This is a genomic window from Enterobacter sp. ECC-219, from assembly GCF_043966805.1.
In the GTDB taxonomy this organism is placed as follows: Bacteria; Pseudomonadota; Gammaproteobacteria; order Enterobacterales; family Enterobacteriaceae; genus Enterobacter; species Enterobacter cloacae_N.
On record NZ_CP143680.1, the window covers coordinates 4694109 to 4712642 of the forward strand.

At 56.9% G+C, this 18534-nt stretch carries 12 protein-coding genes; 1 reads left to right on the plus strand and 11 read right to left on the minus strand.

Annotated features, from left to right (window positions below; genetic code table 11):
* Nucleotides 1-43: 43 nt before the first annotated feature.
* Nucleotides 44-1297, minus strand: coding sequence for an N-acetylmuramoyl-L-alanine amidase AmiC (amiC, locus tag V1603_RS22335; protein ID WP_014885071.1), 1254 nt, complete (start codon nucleotides 1295-1297; stop codon nucleotides 44-46).
* A gap of 226 nt (nucleotides 1298-1523) precedes the next feature.
* Here amiC and argA point away from each other — a divergent pair, with 226 nt between their 5' ends.
* Entirely contained in the window at nucleotides 1524-2855 is a 1332-nt protein-coding gene (gene argA, locus V1603_RS22340; RefSeq protein WP_014885072.1) for an amino-acid N-acetyltransferase, read from the plus strand.
* Nucleotides 2856-2889: 34 nt separating this feature from the next.
* Here argA and recD read toward each other — a convergent pair whose 3' ends face one another.
* The 10 genes from recD to lgt all read right to left on the minus strand — a co-directional run bounded on the left by recD (nucleotide 2890) and on the right by lgt (nucleotide 18362).
* The gene (recD, locus tag V1603_RS22345; protein WP_116341810.1) at nucleotides 2890-4710 is read right to left on the minus strand and encodes an exodeoxyribonuclease V subunit alpha; all 1821 of its coding nucleotides are present in this window, start codon (nucleotides 4708-4710) and stop codon (nucleotides 2890-2892) included.
* A complete protein-coding gene (gene recB / locus V1603_RS22350; RefSeq protein WP_395313281.1) occupies nucleotides 4707-8249 on the minus strand; it encodes an exodeoxyribonuclease V subunit beta in 3543 nt (1180 codons plus the stop codon). Before recB ends, recD begins: the two co-directional genes overlap by 4 nt.
* On the minus strand, nucleotides 8246-11128 hold the full coding sequence (ptrA, locus tag V1603_RS22355; RefSeq protein ID WP_395313282.1) for a pitrilysin: 2883 nt from the start codon (nucleotides 11126-11128) through the stop codon (nucleotides 8246-8248). Before ptrA ends, recB begins: the two co-directional genes overlap by 4 nt.
* A 263-nt stretch (nucleotides 11129-11391) precedes the next feature.
* Nucleotides 11392-14766 carry an exodeoxyribonuclease V subunit gamma gene (gene recC, locus V1603_RS22360; RefSeq protein ID WP_395313283.1) on the minus strand — a complete coding sequence of 1125 codons (3375 nt, stop codon included), beginning with the start codon at nucleotides 14764-14766 and terminating at the stop codon, nucleotides 11392-11394.
* A gap of 12 nt (nucleotides 14767-14778) precedes the next feature.
* On the minus strand, nucleotides 14779-15102 hold the full coding sequence (locus V1603_RS22365; RefSeq protein WP_163331126.1) for a prepilin-type N-terminal cleavage/methylation domain-containing protein: 324 nt from the start codon (nucleotides 15100-15102) through the stop codon (nucleotides 14779-14781).
* Nucleotides 15087-15488 carry a DUF2509 family protein gene (locus V1603_RS22370; protein WP_192982567.1) on the minus strand — a complete coding sequence of 134 codons (402 nt, stop codon included), beginning with the start codon at nucleotides 15486-15488 and terminating at the stop codon, nucleotides 15087-15089. The genes V1603_RS22365 and V1603_RS22370 overlap by 16 nt, the downstream gene beginning before the upstream one ends.
* Nucleotides 15485-16045: a prepilin peptidase-dependent protein gene (locus V1603_RS22375; RefSeq protein ID WP_192982570.1), complete on the minus strand. Its 561-nt coding sequence runs from the start codon at nucleotides 16043-16045 to the stop codon at nucleotides 15485-15487. Before V1603_RS22375 ends, V1603_RS22370 begins: the two co-directional genes overlap by 4 nt.
* The gene (locus V1603_RS22380; RefSeq protein WP_395314006.1) at nucleotides 16036-16473 is read right to left on the minus strand and encodes a prepilin peptidase-dependent protein; all 438 of its coding nucleotides are present in this window, start codon (nucleotides 16471-16473) and stop codon (nucleotides 16036-16038) included. The genes V1603_RS22375 and V1603_RS22380 overlap by 10 nt, the downstream gene beginning before the upstream one ends.
* 212 nt (nucleotides 16474-16685) lie before the next feature.
* Nucleotides 16686-17480 carry a thymidylate synthase gene (gene thyA, locus V1603_RS22385; protein WP_014885081.1) on the minus strand — a complete coding sequence of 265 codons (795 nt, stop codon included), beginning with the start codon at nucleotides 17478-17480 and terminating at the stop codon, nucleotides 16686-16688.
* A gap of 6 nt (nucleotides 17481-17486) precedes the next feature.
* A complete protein-coding gene (gene lgt, locus V1603_RS22390) occupies nucleotides 17487-18362 on the minus strand; it encodes a prolipoprotein diacylglyceryl transferase (RefSeq protein ID WP_116341828.1) in 876 nt (291 codons plus the stop codon).
* Nucleotides 18363-18534 lie beyond the last annotated feature (172 nt).

The window sequence follows — 18534 nt, forward strand, 5'->3', positions numbered from 1 at the left end:
CTGCCGTTTGTGAATTTGCCGGGCATTTCACCCGGCTAAAAACCTACCCGCGCCGCGCCAGCGTCGCCCCGTCTGAGAAATACGCCCGTATCCCCGCCAGAATCGACTCCGCCACCTCCTGCTGGAACTTTGCCGTCTTGAGCTTACGCTCTTCTTCAACGTTACTGATAAACGCGGTTTCTACCAGAATGGACGGGATATCCGGTGCCTTCAGCACCGCAAACCCGGCCTGCTCAACGCTGTTTTTGTGCAGCTTATTGATATTCCCCAGCTTGCCCAGCACCGCTTTACCAAACTTCAGGCTGTCGTTAATGGTCAGGGACTGCACCATGTCGAACATGGTGTGGTCGACGTAGCGGTCGCCGCTTTTGCTCACGCCACCGATCAGGTCCGAGGCGTTCTGGGTGTCCGCAAGGTATCGCGCCGCGGTACTGGTCGCGCCTTTGGTTGAGAGCGCAAACACCGACGAGCCGCTCGGCTGGCGGCTGGTAAAGGCATCCGCATGGATCGAGACGAACAAATCGGCACGCTGCTTCTGCGCTTTCGCCACCCTCACCTTCAGCGGAATAAAGACATCCTCATTGCGCGTCATGTAGGCGCGCATATTGCCCTCTTTATCAATTAACGCCTTCAGACGACGGGCAATTTGCAGCACCACGTCTTTTTCACGCGTATGGTATTTCCCCACCGCACCGGAGTCTTCGCCGCCGTGGCCGGGATCGAGCATGATCACAATCGGACGATCGCGCCCTGCTTTCCCCGGCTGCGGGCCGCTTTGGGCAGGGGGCACCTGACGCTGAAGATCGCCTTTGTTGTAGTCCTCCAGCAGGGCGAGAAGCGGATCCTGAATATCCGTCGCATTCGCCGGGTAGAGATCCATCACCAGGCGCTCTTTGAAGGTCGCAACGGGCGCCAGGGCAAACAGCTGCGGCTTAACGTTCTGCTTCAGTTCAAACACCATGCGCACGGTTTGCGGATCAAACTGCCCAACGCGCGCCGATTTAATAAACGGATCGTCACCGCGGATCTGCGCCGCCATGCCTTTCAGCACGGAGTTGAGGTTAACGCCTTCGAGATCCACCACCACACGTTCCGGGTTGCTGAGGGCAAATTGCTTATATTTCAGCACGCGATTGGATTCAACCGTCACGCGCGTATAGGTCGACGACGGCCAGACGCGCACCGCAACCACCTGACTCGTGGCGGCAAGACCGACCTGGCTGACGCTAAGCAACCACATTGCCCCGGCCCCTTTTAACAAACGGCGGCGGCTTATTGCTGAATTGGATCCCGACATGCTTCTCCCGAGCAAGAAAACAAACTGATATACAAAAGTGCAGATTGACCGAAAACTTTAACGAATGACGCATAAACTGTCATCTATAAAAGGGTAAACAATCATACGCTAACGCACGGATTACTTATTAATTTCTGTTGGTCGCAGAAAATTTGCACTTGCACCCGCGACCACAATCGAATAAAAATACAGAAATTACGAATAAACATTCATTAAGGGTTGTGCCATGGTGAAGGAACGTAGAACCGAACTGGTCCAGGGATTCCGCCATTCTGTTCCCTATATCAACGCCCATCGGGGAAAAACGTTTGTCATCATGCTTGGCGGCGAAGCCATTGAGCATGAAAATTTTTCCAGCATCGTCAATGACATCGGCCTGCTGCACAGCCTCGGGATCCGCCTGGTGGTGGTCTATGGCGCGCGCCCGCAGATCGATGCCAACCTGGCTGCTCACCACCACGAGCCGATTTACCACAAACACACCCGCGTCACGGATGCTAAAACCCTTGAGCTGGTGAAACAGGCGGCGGGGCTGCTGCAGCTTGATATCACCGCTCGCCTGTCGATGAGCCTGAACAACACGCCGCTACAGGGCGCGCATATCAACGTCGTGAGCGGCAACTTCATCATCGCTCAGCCGCTCGGCGTGGACGATGGCGTGGATTACTGCCACAGCGGCCGCATTCGTCGTATTGATGAAGAGGCCATTCACCGTCAGCTGGACAGCGGTGCCATCGTGCTGATGGGACCGGTGGCCGTTTCCGTAACTGGCGAAAGCTTTAACCTGACGTCCGAAGAGATTGCCACCCAGTTGGCAATCAAGCTGAAGGCGGAAAAAATGATTGGGTTTTGCTCTTCCCAGGGCGTCGTAAACGATGAAGGGGTGATTGTGCCGGAACTCTTCCCTAACGAAGCCCAGGCCCGCGTGGAAGCGCTGGAAGCCGAAGGGGATTACCACTCCGGCACCGTCCGCTTCCTGCGTGGCGCCGTGAAGGCCTGCCGCAGCGGCGTGCGCCGTAGCCACCTGATCAGCTATCAGGAAGACGGCGCCCTGCTGCAGGAGCTGTTCTCCCGCGACGGTATTGGCACCCAGATTGTGATGGAGAGTGCGGAGCAAATTCGCCGCGCCACCATCAACGATATCGGCGGCATTCTGGAGCTGATCCGCCCGCTGGAACAGCAGGGTATCCTGGTTCGTCGCTCCCGCGAGCAGCTGGAGATGGAGATCGACAAATTCACTATTATCCAGCGCGATAACCTGACCATCGCCTGCGCCGCGCTCTACCCGTTCCCGGAAGAGAAGATCGGAGAAATGGCCTGCGTGGCGGTGCACCCGGATTACCGCAGCTCTTCACGCGGTGAAATGCTGCTTGAGCGCGTGGCGGCACAGGCGCGTCAGATGGGGCTGAGCAAGCTGTTCGTCCTGACGACGCGCAGCATTCACTGGTTCCAGGAGCGCGGGTTCACGCCGGTGGATATTGATTCCCTGCCGGAAACGAAGAAAGAGATGTACAACTATCAGCGCCGTTCAAAAGTGCTGATGGCTGACCTGGGATGATACGACGCCCTCACCGTCCGGCGAGGGCTTTCGTTCAGAGGGACTCAAATATCGCGCTCAGCCCACTTCGGCGTTCCGTCCGGGTAGCGATCGCCTGCACCAGCACCCGTTCATCGGTATACAGCGACAGACGCTGACGCGCGCGCGTAATGGCGGTATAGATCAGCTCGCGGGTAACGACGGGGGAAAGCTGTGTGGGCAGGATCAGCGCCGCATGGTTAAACTCGGAGCCCTGGGATTTATGCACCGTCATCGCCCAGGCGGTTTCATGCTCGGGCAAGCGGCTCGGCTGGAAGGACTTCACGCTACCGTCCGGCATCTGGAACCAGACGCGGAGCCCCTGTCCGCGATCGAGCGCAATCCCGATATCCCCGTTAAACAATCCCAGCGCGCTGTCGTTGCGGGAGATCATCACCGGCCGGCCTTCATACCAGCGCGAATGTGGGGTACGGCTGATTTTACGCTTTTGCGCCAGCAGCTGTTCCAGCCTGTCGTTCAGGCCGCTGACGCCAAAGGGCCCTTCTCTGAGCGCGCAGAGCAGCTGGTATTCGCCAAACGCAGCAATAACCTGCTCCGGCGTGCTTTGCTGCTGTACGCCCGTCAGAAAACGTTGGTACCCCAGAAGAGCGTCATCCAGCATCGCCTGATACTCTTCCCCGGTTTGCAGCGATTTTTTCTCAATATCGGTGAAGGTGCCGTCAAATACCGCACAGGTCGTGTGCCGGTCGCCCCGGTTCACCGCCGCTGCAAGCTGGCCAATGCCGGAGTCGCTGCCAAAACGGTAGCTTTTTTGCAGCAGGCACAGGCTGTCGCGCAGCGCTCCCGCAAGTACATGATTTTCAGCCACGAGCGAGCATCCGGTCAGGCGCGCTAGCTCCTCAGCGCGTTCTGCGGTATACCCGAGGCTGGCATAGGTGCAGATATCGCCCAGCACGGCCCCGGCCTCCACGGAGGCAAGCTGATCGCGGTCTCCGAGGAAAATGACGCGCGCGTGCGGCGGCAAAGCGTCAATCAACCGCGACATCATTGTCAGGTCAATCATCGATGCTTCATCCACCACCAGCACGTCCAGGTGCAGTGGGTTACCGGCATGGTAGCGCAGACGCTGGCTACCCGGCTGAGCGCCAAGTAAACGGTGCAGCGTGCTGGCTTCGTTAGGGAAAAGCGCAAGCTGATCCCCGGTAAGCGGCAGTTTTTGCAGCGCCCCGCCTAACGACTCCGTCAGACGTGCAGCCGCTTTACCGGTGGGTGCCGCCAGGCGAATACGACACTTTTTCTCACCCGATAACTGAATCAGCGCGGCAAGCAGCTTTGCCACGGTGGTCGTCTTCCCGGTGCCCGGGCCGCCCGAAATCACTGATATCCGCCGCGTTAACGCCACCGCTGCCGCCACTTTCTGCCAGTCTGTCTCGTCGTCAGAGATAAACAGCGTATCCAGCGTTTGCCGGAGCTGTGCTTCATCACAGGGAAGCGGGGCGTTGGTCTCGCTGAAAAAGCGCGCTACCGTCAGTTCGTTACGCCACAGCCGGTTAAGATACAAACGCTCGCCGACAAGGATCATTGGCGTCCCGGTATCGGCTCCGCTCACGGCAGGCGAGCCGAGTAATATCGCCTGCCAGTCCACCGCATTACCCAGCAGCGCGAAACACGCCTGTAACGCCGGGGGCATTTTTTCATCCACCACCAGACGCGACAGTGGAAGACACACATGTCCCTCCCCCGCGTCTTTACTCAGGATCGCGGCGGCGAGCATAACGGCAGGCTCCTCGTCCGCCACCATCATGGCAAACTGCACGTCCAGGTGGCGAAGTGTTCGTTGTTCAACTGCTTCCAGCAGTAGCGCCTGCATCGTCATGCCACCTCCTCCGTGCTTGCAGCAAACAGGTTATCCATCTTTTCAATCAACTCCGCAGCCGGACGGGTGCTGAAGATACCCGAACGCGGGTCGTTCGCATCCACGCCGCGCAGGAACAGGTAAATGACGCCGCCGAAATGGTCTTCGTAACGATAATCGGCCATGCGATGGCGCAGGTAGCGGTGCAGCGCGAGGGTGTAGAGCTGGTACTGCAGATCGTAGCGATGCATTTGCATCGCTGAGGCCATCGCCTGCTGGGTATAGGCTTCGCTGTTTTCACCCAGCCAGTTCGATTTGTAATCCAGCAGGTAGTAGCGCCCTTCGTGGCGGAAAACCAGGTCGATAAAGCCTTTCAGCATTCCCTGCACCTGGCGGAAGTTGAGAGGCGGGCACCCGGCGGATAACGGATCGTGCTCGCGGATCAACGCATCAAGCACCTCGGCCCTGAGCGGGCTGGCGATGGGGAGATAAAACTCCATCTCCACCTGCTTATCTTTGGCGGTCAGTTGGCTCAGCGAGATCCCCTGCGCCGTGAGCGGCGCGTGCAGAATAGCGCGGATCCATTCAGTGAGAACCGGCAGCCACTGCGCGTCGTAGCCGCCGCTCTGCAGCATCTTCTGCACCCACTCTTCAGAGACCGGCTGGGTAAAATCCAGCTCTTCAAAGAGGCTGTGCAAAAACGTACCCGGTGAGGCGCCGCGCGGGAACTGGTGCGGCGTGAGCACCGGCTCGACGGGCACGCTACCGGCCCCAGCGGCATCCACGTCCAGTTTTGGCATCAGATCCTGCGCGATACTCTGCCCGTGCTGCTGTAAACCGGAGTAACTGGTGACGCGCCAGTCGTCAGCAATGGTGCGCGTCACCTCGCGGGCATGCAGCGCTGACTCTCCCTGCTCCAGCGTCTGCCAGCGACTGCTGTCGGGCTGGGATGGGATATGCAGGGCAACATGCTCTGAGCAAAGTGATTCGATGCACTGGCGCAGACCGGCAGCATCTTTGGGTTCGCCGCGCTGTATAAGCCGCCCCAGCGCGCTCAGATGAAAATCACTCTCGCCGCTCTTTTCGCCACGGCGACGGAACAGCGGCGCGACGCCCAGGGAACAGTGCCAGACCGAACGGGTCAGCGCCACATAGAGCAGGCGCAGGTCTTCCGCGAGACGCTCGGCTTCGGCCAGCTCAACGCTGGACTCCGCGTTGCTGAGATCGAGTACCGCTTCGAACGACTCGCGATCGTGGTAAAAGGCCTGGTCCTGCACGCGATAATTGGCGATAAACGGCAGCCAGACCAGCGGATACTCCAGCCCTTTCGACTTGTGAATGGTGACGATCTGCACCAGATGTTTATCGCTCTCGAGGCGCATCTGCTGGCTTGAGGAGTTGCTGTTCGGGTCGGCAATCTGCTGGGCCAGCCAGCGCACCAGGGCATGCTCGCTCTCCAGCTGCGTACCCGCTTCCTGGAGCAGCTCGCTGATGTGCAAAATATCGGTTAGACGGCGCTCGCCGCCCGCTGTCGCCAGCATATTCTCCGCAATATGACGCTGTGCCATAAGCTCACGCACCATCGCCATCACGCCACGTTTCTGCCATTTTTCACGGTAGCGAACAAACTCGTCTACCACAGAATCCCACGCGGCTTCGTCATTGTTGAGCGCATCAATGTCACGCGCGTTCAGCCCGAGCATCGCGCTCGCTAAGGCGCTGCGCAGCGTGCTTTCCCGCTCCGGGGCCAGGACGGCCTGAAGCAGCCACAGCATCTCCAGGGCTTCCAGCGTTTCAAAGACGCTGTCGCGGTTGGAGAGGTAAACGGAGGGAATATTCAGTAGCGTCAGGGCGTCGCGGATGAGCGCGGCCTCCTGACGGCTGCGCACCAGCACCGTGATATCGGATGCCTTTACCGGGGCTGGTTTATCCTCCTTCCACAGCAGCGCATCACCGCGCGCGCCTGCGCTGAGCCAGTCACGGATTTGCGCGGCACAATGCTGGGCCATAGCATTTTGATAGTCCGCGACGCCCCAGCTTTCCCCATCCAGCAGCCAGAAGTTCATGGCGGGCTGAGTTTCGCCGTTAAACTCGAAGCGCAGGGTGGTATTTTTCGGGGCAAATTTGACCGGCTGGAAAGGGATCTCCCGGAACATAAATGCCGTATCCATGCGGCTGAACAGCGCATTGACGCTTTCCACCATGCCGGGCGAAGAGCGCCAGTTGGTGTCGAGCGTGTAGTGCGCATCAACCTCGCTGCGGGCTTTCATATAGGTAAAAATATCCGCACCGCGAAAGGCGTAAATGGCCTGTTTCGGATCGCCGATTAACAACAGCGCGGTGCCGTGCTGCTGGCGCCAGATACGGCGGAAAATGCGGTACTGCTGAGGGTCGGTATCCTGAAATTCGTCGATCATCGCCACCGGAAAGCGGGTGCGAATCGCGGCGGCAAGCGCTTCGCCATTTTCACTGCACAGCGCCGCATCAAGTCGGCTCAGCATATCGTCGAACCCCAGCTCGCCACGGCGGCGCTTTTCGCGCGCGACGGCGTCGCGAATCTCCGTCATGGCACGGACGATCATCAGATCGTTGAGCGTCAGGGGTTCCGCAAGCAGGGTTTCAATCGCCACAAACAGGGGATGTTCAGGCACGATGCCGTCGGCTTTGGTCCGCTCAACCAGGAAACGCCGGGAGAATTTCTCCAGCGCATCCGGGAGCTGGTAACCGCGCGTCTCTTCCTGCGCCCACGCGCTGACCTTCTCGATCCATTTGCCCTGGTTACCGCGATTGAACTTACGTCGGTCGATCCCGGAATTCTCGATGATCGCGTCAATCTCGCCGACTGACTCAATCCATTTTTGCTTGATGTCGGCAATTTTCGCGATGATTTTTTCATGGCGGGAAGCCAGGGTTTCATCCGCTGGCGGCGGAGATTTGATGACCGGCGCTTCCCCCTGAAGGTAACGATCGATGGCGCGCAGCAGCGCTTCAGGCCCCTTCCACAACGCATGTACCGCTTCGGCAATATCTCGCTGTAACGGATAGCAGTGGCGACGCCAGAAATCCGCGCAGGCCTGATAGCGAAGCACGGATTCATCTTCAATGAGTTGTTGTTCAAACAGCATGCCGGATTCAAACGCGTTCAGGCTCAGCATACGCTGGCAAAAACCGTGAATGGTGAAGACGGACGCTTCGTCCATCTGCCGTTCTGCGAGGAGCAGCCACTGGGCTGCCTGTTGCTTATCGGCTATCTCTTCCAGAAGACTCGCGTAGAGAGGGTTATCCGTGCTCTGGCGCAGACAGGCGATGCGCAGTTCGTGGATGTTGGTCCGAATACGACCGCGCAACTCAGCGGTGGCGGCCTCGGTGAAGGTGACCACCAGCAGCTCTTCCACGCTCAAAGGCCGTGGAAAAGCGGCGTTGCCGCCAAGCCCTAACAGCAGGCGCAGATAGAGCGCGGCGATGGTGAACGTTTTTCCGGTTCCCGCTGAGGCTTCAATCAATCGTTCACCCTGCAGAGGTAAACGTAAGGGATCAAGGGACTCAGCGGTGTCGATCATTCTTTCTTACTCCAGGGCATAGATTGCTGCAGCGCGCTGACGCTCTTCCAGACTATCCAGCCTTTCGGGTTCACGTACTCCGTTTTCCCGTTCTGGCTACCAGAAACCTGGGACAGAATGGTGATCCCCTGCGGCTTAATGACCGCCTGATGGAAGAAGTCGGCAACCTTCTGCGGCGTCAGCTGTTTTATCTCGGCCACTACTTTATCACGCGAATCAAATTTCAGATTACCGCGATCGAAATCTTTGCTCAGCTGCGAGGCCTCTTCGCCCAGCGTCTGCGGCGGCTGCATCACCTGCGCGATGACGGCCTGCTGGATCTGGGCAAACTCTTCCGGCTTCATGGCGCGCAGTTTTGCTTCCACCTGCGGGAAGAACGCCTGATAGCGCTGCCAGAGATAGGCCGGTTGTTTGTCGCTGCTTTGCAGCAGGAAGCCCAGCCCCCACTGACGGCCTACGTTCATCGAGAAGGCAAACACCGCGTAGCCAAGCTGCTCTTCTGTGCGCAGCTGGTTATAGAACCACGGTTGAACAATTTGTCCCAGAACGGCGCTTTGCGCAGAGCTGGAAAATTCATCATAGCCCGTTGGCACAAACACCGCGGCCAGCGCGGAATCGGTGCTACTCCCCGCTTTTTCAAAAATCACATTCTGTTTTTTCTCAACCAGCACGTCCTGGTTGCGGCACCACTCGTCGCCTTTCGAACCGAGCTGCGTGCGAACATTCTCTGCCAGCGTTTTAGCCCGATCTTCGCTCATGTTGCCGACGATAAGAAATTCCGGACGCGTGTTAGTTTTCAGCGCGTCACGGTAAGCCAGCACCTCTTTTAATGAGATTGATGGCAGCAATGCACGGCGTTCTTCACGCTGGAAATAAGGTATTTGCGACAGCATCTGCGCAGGCATAAGCGCCTGATCGTAAGCTTTGCCCTTCTCTGCTGAATCCATCATCTGCGCATACCAGGATTTAGCCTGCTCAAGCTGCTCTTCCGTTGGCGTGTAGCTAAAGTAGCCCTCCAGCAGCGCCTTGAAAAGCTGAGGCAAACGCTGGGTATAGCCATTTGCATTGAGCATCAAACCGTTGTTGGCGTTGGTGGAGAAGCTGATCCCGCCCACGGCCGCCTGGTTGCTGAGCTGATCGAGCGCGATACCGGCCAGATAGTCATTGAGCGCGAACATCACCTGATTTTTGGCGCTGTTCATCGCTTTAGGATTACGCAGGACCACGCTGACATCGGCCTTTGGCTCGCTCGCGAAATAACGGCTTGGGGTATACACCACGCGCAGCGTCGGCTCATCAATAATAAGCTCCGGGTGCGGATAATCCTTAGTCGTTTTGATCAGCGAGAAATCATCCGGGATATAGGGGTTCAGCTCCGGCAGCTTCAACGCAATCTCACCGGCCTTCTTCTGCCAGTCGGCGAAGGTCTGGTCGCTGATTTTGTCTACCTGATAAGGAGCATCAACAAAGTACGCCGTCTTGTTATGCGGTTCGTTCGGGCTGATGTACCAGATGCGGGCATTCTGCGGCGTCATCATCGCCAGGCGCGCTTTAACCGCCTCGGCATCATAACGATCGGCAATATTGACCGCGTCAAGCGTGTGCGCCACCGGTACACGGATCATGGTATCTGCCAGCCACTCCACGTAATCCATATCGCGGGTAATGGACGGGTAACGGAAATCGAGATCCAACACGTGCGCCAGTTCATCAAAGTAGCGTTTATCGACGCCTTTCTCGCGCAGTAAAGAGAGGTAGCTAAAGATAGCCGCAACCACTTCATCACGGTTGGCCTGCCCTTTGTCGGTCAGGGTGGCGGAGATCGCCAGCACGCCGCTGTTGCCGTTTACCACGGGATCGGAATCGGCGCGGATCCCTTCCACCAGTCCCTGTTTTTGCAGCCAGTCAGATAAGGTTCCCGGGCTGCGGTTACCAATCAGGTAGGTCACCAGCTCGTCGGTTTTGCTGCGGAACTGGGCGGTGTTGTTATCAATGCGGAACTCAACGCGCAGCACTTTGCGGGGCATGGCAGGGACGTAGTGGATGATGATCCCTTTTTGCGCGTCCGTGACAACCGGTACGTCTATCTTCGGCAGGCCGATATTTTTATTCGGCACCCGGCCAAACGTTTGTGCCGCCAGGCCAGCAAGCTCCGGCAACGGTTTGTTGCTGTAAATAACCGCCTTCATCAGGTTGGCAGAGTAGTATTTGTCGCGAAACGCATGGAGGGCGTCAATGACCGGGCTTCCCGGTTTATCGCTCAGCGTCTCCAGGTTACCGCCCGAGAAACGTGACCCAGGATGCGCCGGGTTGATCGTTTCGGCGCTGACCTGCGCCATGCGCATACCGTCCCGGGTACGGGCCATGGTCAGCTCCGCATTGACGGCGTTACGCTCGCGGTCGGCGTATTTTTTATCCAGCAGCGGCGCGGCGATAGCATCGGCAAGGCGATCAACCGCCCCTGCCAGCGCGTCATTTTCGACTTCGAGATAAAAGGCCGTGCGGTACGGTGCCGTACTGGCGTTGTGGCTGCCGCCGTGCATTTTCAAAAACTCGGACAGGCTATCCGGCTGCGGATATTTTTTAGAGCCCATCAGCGTCATGTGTTCGAGGTAATGCGCCAGCCCCGGATGCGCCTCAGGATCTTCCAGCGATCCAACAGGCACCACTAACGCCGAGAGGGATTTCACCGCCTGCGGATCGGAAACCAGCAGCACGGTCATACCGTTATCAAGGCGAATAGCCTGATACTGACGGGTATCTTTTTCGCTCTTACGGATAGTTTCCTGGACGGGTTGCCAACCGGAGTCTGCCTGAGTGACGGGCGCCCAAAGGGCGACAAACAAAACAAATGCTTTGAACAAGGTGCTGCCTGGCATTACGACCTCTTTATCACGGCTATCCCGTCATACTTCAAGTTGCATGTGCGTCGGCTGCATGCGTTCACCCCAGTCACTTACTCATGTAAGCTCCCTGGGATTCACGCCCTTGCCGCCTTCCTGCAACTCGAATTACTTAGGGCAAACATCATTAACAAACTGCGTGCTGGACACGCCAACATCTCTTTATTTGGGTACATCAGTCCGTGATAAGAAGTGCATCATAAATGAACACCCCATGCTGCGCAATTTTTATACAGCGCTCAGGACTGATTAAATTTAAACAACGGTAACAGGTAGCGTTGCGCCTCTTCCGTAATAGCCTCGAAGTATTCTGGCTCAAGCGTTCGCCATAAACGTTGATACCAGACATCCTCACCTTCACCGCGCACCATCATGTTTCCTTCATAGGCCTGCATAAATTTACTGCGCGCTTTCTGCAGCGAAGCCTCGTCCGTTAACATCGCATCATTCTGCGCGTCATAACAGGCTTTTATCCACGCACCGCCACTTTCGGGCAGTAGCAGGAGGGGTTTGTTCATTCCCTGAAGATAGCCCTCGATGTACAAAGACAGATAGCGTAACGCCTGTTCTGCCTCCATTGGTGGGAAGCGCCACTCGCCGTCTTTGCGCACGAAGATCCGGCTTTCGCCTTTATTGCCACCCGCACTGTAGACAAGATGTTCCAGCCAGAGTTGCAATCCTTGTGAAACGCTGAGCAAAGAAGGCCGCCAGCGCAATAGCCCATCGGGCTGAACCTGGGTTAGCCAGCCCGTGAGCTGTACGCCATTACAGTGGAGATCGATTTCGATGCTTTGTCCGGGCTGGCGGTGCTCCCTTACGCGCTCAGCCAGAGCGGTCATCTCCTGGCACTGCGCCTCCCAGACAATTTCCCCAAACGCCCCGTAAGGCAGTTGCCCTGCAGCGCGGTAGCGGCGGTAAAGTTTGTCAGCATCTTCCTCTTCAACCAGCGCATTCAGCAGCTGGAGGTTTAACTGATAGCGCTCCAGCCCTTCCAGGGTAAAGGGTTCTGCATCCGGAATTTCACTCTCTTCAGAACGGAAATTGACCTGTAGTCGCTGCTGGAAGAAGGCGCGCACCGGGTGCGCCCAAAACCGCTGAAGCTGTTCGAAAGTCAGGGTGCTAATGGGCAGCGGATCAAGCGGCTGAATGAAATCCGTATGGGCTCGTCCCTCTTTTTTCGCTGCCGGCAGCCATTCGCGGGCATAGCTCTGCTGTTCGCTGACAATATAGTTTACCGGGTCAAACGGCATGCGGCTGTGGATACACGTAATGTGCGCCTTCACCCGCTGCTCGCTTTCATCGCAGTTAAGCGCGTCATCGCCAGCCAGATAGTGGCTCTGGCCAATATAGTCCACCAGTTCCTGCACCAGAACTGAGGGGAAGCGCTCGCTGTTGTCCTGAATGGAGCGGCCGATATAGCTGATATAGAGCTTACTTTGAGCAGAGATAAGCGCTTCAAGGAAGAGATAGCGGTCATCATCGCGACGGCTACGGTCACCCCGCTTTGGATCTGCGCTCATCAAATCGAACCCCAGCGGTGCCAGGGCACGAGGATAAACACCGTCGTTCATGCCGAGCAGACAGACCACCTTAAAGGGAATTGAGCGCATTGGCATCAGGGTACAGATATTGATGGGGCCTGCCAGGAAACGCTGGCTGATTCGCTCCTGATCAAGGCGCTGCGTCAACTCATCTCTCAGCAGCGACAAAGGAATTGCCTCGTGATAGTGGGAATTCACGCCCTCGTCGACGATAGCCTGCCACTGCGTTTCAATGAGCGCCATCGCCGCTTCGGTGTCACTGTCTGGCAGGAAGAAATCATTAAGTAACGCCCTGCAAACCGGGAGCCACGCTTCAAGCGGACGCGGCTGCATTAGCTCACGGCGCCAGCGGTTTAGCTGCATCAGGAGAGAAGCTAAATGCCCTACCAGTTCAGCAATCAAACCGCTGGACTCATCGTAAGGCAGCACTTCGTTCCACTCGCCCTGGCTGCTCTCCATGGCGTAGCCCAGCAGCATACGCGTCAGGCCAAACCGCCAGGTATGCTGCCCGGTTGGGGGAAGCTCGAACTCCTGGACGTTATCGTCATCGATCCCCCAGCGAACGCCTGATTCGTTTACCCACTGGCGAAGGTAGCGCAGCCCTTCTTCATTGATGTTGAAGCGCGCGGCCAGCACGGGAACATCCAGTAATGCCAGAACATCTTCGGAGATAAAGCGGCTATCCGGCAGTGAAAGCAGGGTAACAAATGCCTGCAATGCCGGGTGAGACTGGCGGGCACGACGGTCAGAGATAGCATAAGGCAGGTACCGCTCCCCGGTCGCACTGCCGAAAACGGCCTGAATAAAGGGACTGTAGCTGTCGATATCCGCCACCATCACCACGATATCGCGCGGGGTGAGTTCAGGGTCGTCCTGCAGCATCGCCAGCAACTGGTCGTGAAGTACTTCGACCTCACGCTGAGGGCTATGGCAAACATGGAACGTGATACTGCGATCCTCAGCATCCAGCTTCCGCTTGCTGTCGCTGCGCTCAAACTCTTTCGCCGTCACGCCCATAACGGCACGGTTTTCCAGATCCAGAATATCTAATTGAATATTATGCAGCAGGCTATCCGGCGCGATCTCGACAAAGGCGTCAACGTCACCCTCGCCTGATGAGGTAATATCGGAGAGCATATGAATGTAATCACGCCCCAGCTTCCCCCATGAGGCAAGCAGTGGATTGGGCAGGTTCTGGATACCGTCTTCATCAAAAAGCTGCCCGGCAGTCGAACCGTCTTTAAACAGCGGGACGGATCGTTCTTCAAAAAGGCGCTTTCGTTGGCGAGTTACCAGCCGCGCAAGCCAACGTTCGTCGAGGATATCCCCCCAATACTGTCGGCAAGGGTTGGTGAACAAAATATGAATATCAATATGTTTACCCAGCGCATACAAGGCCTTCAGATAAACAGGCGGTAATGCGGATATCCCACAGATAAAAACGCGTGACGGCAGTCGGGCTGGACGCTCCGACGCATTCTCGAGTATTGAGATAAACCGATCGTACAGGTTGGCACGGTGCCACTTAGGCTGCCCAAGCTTCTCCGTATGCTCTACCAGCGCTTTCCACAGCGGTGCCTGCCATATTTGCGCCTCCGGTAGTCCTTCAACCAGTTCGCCCGCTTCCCAGCGAATTAACCAGTCAGAACGGTAAACAAGGTATTGGTCGTAGAGATCGGCGGTGCGGGACGCCAGCTGGAACAGCTTGCGCTTATCGGTATCGTCATTGAGGTAGTGGCGCAGCATTGCGAATTCATCGTGTTGCAGCATTTCCGGCAGTAGCGCCATCAGTTTCCAGTTCATGCCCTGCTTGTTGAAGGCGCTCTGTTCGGGAATGTCTGGCAACACGCGCACGAACATATCCCAGATAAAGCTCGCGGGCAGCGGGAAATCAATGTTCGCGGCAATGCCAAACTTACGGGAAAGCGACATTTGCAGCCACTGTGCCATACCGGTGCTCTGCACCAGCACCATTTCTGGCTCAAAAGGATCGTCAAGCCGCTCGCGCTCAACGATAAATTCCATCAGCGCTTCCAGCACATCCAGACGATTTGAGTGGTAGACCCTTAACATAGACGCTCCCGACTACTGGCTAACCGGGCAATGCAGACGCGTTATCTCACCGCGTCGCCCCAGAGGAGAAATAAGTGTAACCGTGATGCTGACACATCCTGCGTGCGTTGTCTGCACCCGACTGGCCTGCCAGCCTGCGGGCAGAACATTTGTCGAGAGCTGTGCCTGATTCCATGCATGGTGCCAGAGCTGGCGATACTGGTTAAACAGGTTAAACCGCGCCGCCAGCGCCCGATGATAGCCGGCCAGTGCCGTGACGATGATGACCAGCAGCATCATCGCCAGCAGAACCTCAACCATGCTAAATCCTTTCTCTTTTTTTATGGCAGTTGGCATAGCGAACGCTCCTCTAGCGGACAAAAATCACTCCAGCCGTGAGGCGAAAAGCGAATTTTACCGTCGACGATCTCTCCTGAACGCCAGAGCAGCAGGTCGTTGACTCCGGCAATCAGTAAAACAGTGGTTTCACTCAGTTGCCGCAAACACACTCGCCACGCGGGTGCCTTTTTACATTGAACGTCAGGGTCGGGTGACCAGTTCTGAACGCGTCCCCACTCAAGCGCTGACTGGACAGAAGCCTGCTGCTGTAGCGAACGGCTTTCACCGCCAACGAGCGCACTAAACGTGGTGAGCTGCTGGTTTAGGCCAGTGAGGATCAGGGTACCGAGCACCAGCAAAAGCAGGACCAGCCCCAGAGAAGACATACCGCGTTGACGGTTCACAGGTTGTACCCCGTGACCGTATACAACGCCTGATAAGGCTCCCCCTGCTCGCCTTTGCGAAGGGCGGACAGTTCGATATTCAGCTCCGGCGCAAACCCGGCGCGTGTAACTTTCCTCACCACAAAGTGTGCAATCGCAAGCCTGTCCGGGTCCGTGAGCTTTTCCCATCCCTTACCTTCACACGAGGTTGCTCCACGCAGGGTTTCCAGCGCGCCCGATTCCAGACGAAAACCGGTGCTGTCGTTTTCTGATGCACTGCGATCCCAGCGGCCGTTACTGTTGGCATCCCACCGCACAATGACGCAACTGCCCTGCCTTGCGATCGTCAGCCCTTGCCCCTGACAGTTCCCCGCACAGTAACCCGCACGCTGAAGCTGTTTGCCGAAAGCAAACAGGCGCTGCCAGACCTCTTCTTCCAGCTCTCTCTGGCCGGATTGCAGTAATACCGCCCGCTGCAATCCGGGTAAAAAGCGCGATGCGCCAATCAACAACAGGCTACTGATGGCCGTGGCAATCAGAACTTCAGTCAGCGAAAAACCGCGCTGTCTCATCGACATGAACCTCCCTGTGAGACCTTACACATTCTGATGCGCCCTCCGTCTGAGACTATGATCAGCCATTCTCCGGCACGGCTTTGAACCCTTATCCGCTCTGCCCATGCCGTATCCCTTAACCCATAGAACCCTAATGACGGCGTGACTTCGCTCACCGCGACCTCTGGCCAGAGTGGAATCAGAACAAAGGGGCTTCCCTTCTCACAGCCTTGTACGGCTGAGCTCACGAGGCACTCCTTTTCGCCCACCCGCTGAAGGCGAATTTGATGGTCGCGGTTGTGCCGGTTGGCGTCGTTGCGCAGAAAGACCAGATAGTCGCGCACCTGGTCGGCGGTTTGCCACAACCGCTGCTGCCGCTGCCAGCTGTCCCAGCCGTACAGACCTGAGGCGCTGAGTATGACAACCAGCGAGACAGCCACCAGCGTTTCGATAAGCGTAAAGCCGTTCTCTTTTTTCATGCGGGAAGTGTGGCGATTCGACGAGGGCGTGGCGAGCGGTGAATAAGGGTTTTAGGAGGCGTTATCCGAAGAATTGAGCGTGTTGCAGCGTGTTGCACGCTTTCTTGATAACGCCTCGTAAAACGGGATGGAGACGAAAAAAAAACCGGCGCTAAACAGCACCGGTTGTGTCACGCTTTATCGCATCAGATAGCGACGGGCGCTTTGATGCCTGGGTGCGGGTCGTAGCCCTCAATCTCAAAATCATCAAAGCGGTAGTCGAAGATTGATGCCGGTTTGCGTTTGATAATCAGCTTCGGTAGCGCACGCGGTTCGCGGGTGAGCTGAAGATGCGTCTGTTCCATATGATTGCTGTAGAGATGGGTGTCCCCACCTGTCCAGACGAAATCACCCACTTCAAGGTCACACTGCTGCGCCATCATGTGGACTAACAGCGCATAGCTGGCAATGTTAAACGGCAGGCCGAGGAACACGTCACAGGAGCGCTGGTAGAGCTGGCAGGAGAGCTTGCCGTCGGCCACATAGAACTGGAAGAACGCGTGGCACGGTGCCAGCGCCATTTTATCCAGCTCACCCACGTTCCAGGCAGAAACGATGATTCGGCGCGAGTCCGGATCGTTTTTCAACTGGTTCATGACGGTTGTGATCTGGTCAATATGGCGGCCATCAGGCGTTGGCCATGCGCGCCACTGCTTGCCGTATACCGGGCCCAGGTTGCCGTTTTCATCTGCCCATTCGTCCCAGATGGAGACGTTATTTTCGTGCAGATACGCAACGTTGGTATCGCCTTGCAGGAACCAGAGCAGTTCATGAATGATAGAGCGCAGGTGGCAGCGCTTTGTCGTCACCAGAGGGAAGCCTTCTTGCAGATTGAAGCGCATCTGGTGGCCAAAAATGGAGAGCGTACCGGTACCGGTACGGTCGTTTTTCGGCGTGCCCTCATCGAGCACTTTTTTCATCAATTCAAGATACTGTTTCATGATTCCTCAGGAAAGTTGTTGCTGTGGACGACGACGATACGCCCAAATCATCATAATGGCACCCGCTACGATCATCGGAATGGAGAGGATCTGCCCCATGCTGATGTACTGTACCCATTCGCCGGTAAACTGGGCGTCGGGCTGGCGGAAGAATTCGACGATGATGCGGAACGCGCCATAGCCAATCAGGAACAGCCCGGAAACAGCCCCCATCGGGCGCGGCTTGCGAATAAACAGGTTCAGAATGATAAACAGCACCACGCCTTCCAGCGCCAGTTCGTACAGCTGGGACATATGACGCGGCAGCACGCCGTAGGTATCGAAAATGGACTGCCACTCCGGGTGCGACGGCAGCAGCGCGATATCTTCCGCGCGGGAGCCCGGGAAGAGCATCGTGTACGGCACGCTTGGGTCAACGCGGCCCCACAGCTCACCGTTGATAAAGTTGCCCAGACGACCAGCCCCGAGACCAAACGGGATCAGCGGTGCGATAAAATCTGACACCTGGAAGAAGTTGCGCTTGGTGCGTTTGGCAAAAATCACCATCACCAGGATCACCCCAATCAGGCCGCCGTGGAAAGACATGCCGCCGTCCCAGACGCGGAAAAGATAGAGGGGATCGTTCAGGAATACCGGGAAGTTATAGAACAGAACATACCCAATACGGCCACCGAGGAACACGCCGAGGAAGCCTGCGTATAGCAGGTTTTCAACTTCATTTTTGGTCCAGCCGCTGCCAGGACGGCTGGCGCGACGGCCCGCGAGCCACATGGCAAAAACGAAGCCCACCAGGTACATCAGACCGTACCAGTGAAGCGAAACAGGTCCTACTGAGAAAATGACCGGATCAAACTCCGGAAAATGCAGATAACCACTGTTCATCTGTCACCACAAGATGTTGTTATTCCGCTGAAAGTGGACAGCGGTAGAAATGCGATTCTGCCTTAAGCAGAGGCTCCAAAGTTGCGAATCATAGCATAAGGCTGGCGCGGAGGATGCGCCAGAGATGTAAAAGATGTGTATAGGGTTTTGTGCACGCTGGTCCCCTCACCCT

Bases quoted from the DNA above. Each gene is read 5' to 3' on its own strand.
- amiC (WP_014885071.1), bottom strand. From the start codon at position 1,297: ATGTCGGGATCCAATTCAGCAATAAGCCGCCGCCGTTTGTTAAAAGGG.
- argA (WP_014885072.1), top strand. From the start codon at position 1,524: ATGGTGAAGGAACGTAGAACCGAACTGGTCCAGGGATTCCGCCATTCT.
- recD (WP_116341810.1), bottom strand. From the start codon at position 4,710: ATGACGATGCAGGCGCTACTGCTGGAAGCAGTTGAACAACGAACACTT.
- recB (WP_395313281.1), bottom strand. From the start codon at position 8,249: ATGATCGACACCGCTGAGTCCCTTGATCCCTTACGTTTACCTCTGCAG.
- ptrA (WP_395313282.1), bottom strand. From the start codon at position 11,128: ATGCCAGGCAGCACCTTGTTCAAAGCATTTGTTTTGTTTGTCGCCCTT.
- recC (WP_395313283.1), bottom strand. From the start codon at position 14,766: ATGTTAAGGGTCTACCACTCAAATCGTCTGGATGTGCTGGAAGCGCTG.
- V1603_RS22365 (WP_163331126.1), bottom strand. From the start codon at position 15,102: ATGCCAACTGCCATAAAAAAAGAGAAAGGATTTAGCATGGTTGAGGTT.
- V1603_RS22375 (WP_192982570.1), bottom strand. From the start codon at position 16,045: ATGTCGATGAGACAGCGCGGTTTTTCGCTGACTGAAGTTCTGATTGCC.
- thyA (WP_014885081.1), bottom strand. From the start codon at position 17,480: ATGAAACAGTATCTTGAATTGATGAAAAAAGTGCTCGATGAGGGCACG.
- lgt (WP_116341828.1), bottom strand. From the start codon at position 18,362: ATGAACAGTGGTTATCTGCATTTTCCGGAGTTTGATCCGGTCATTTTC.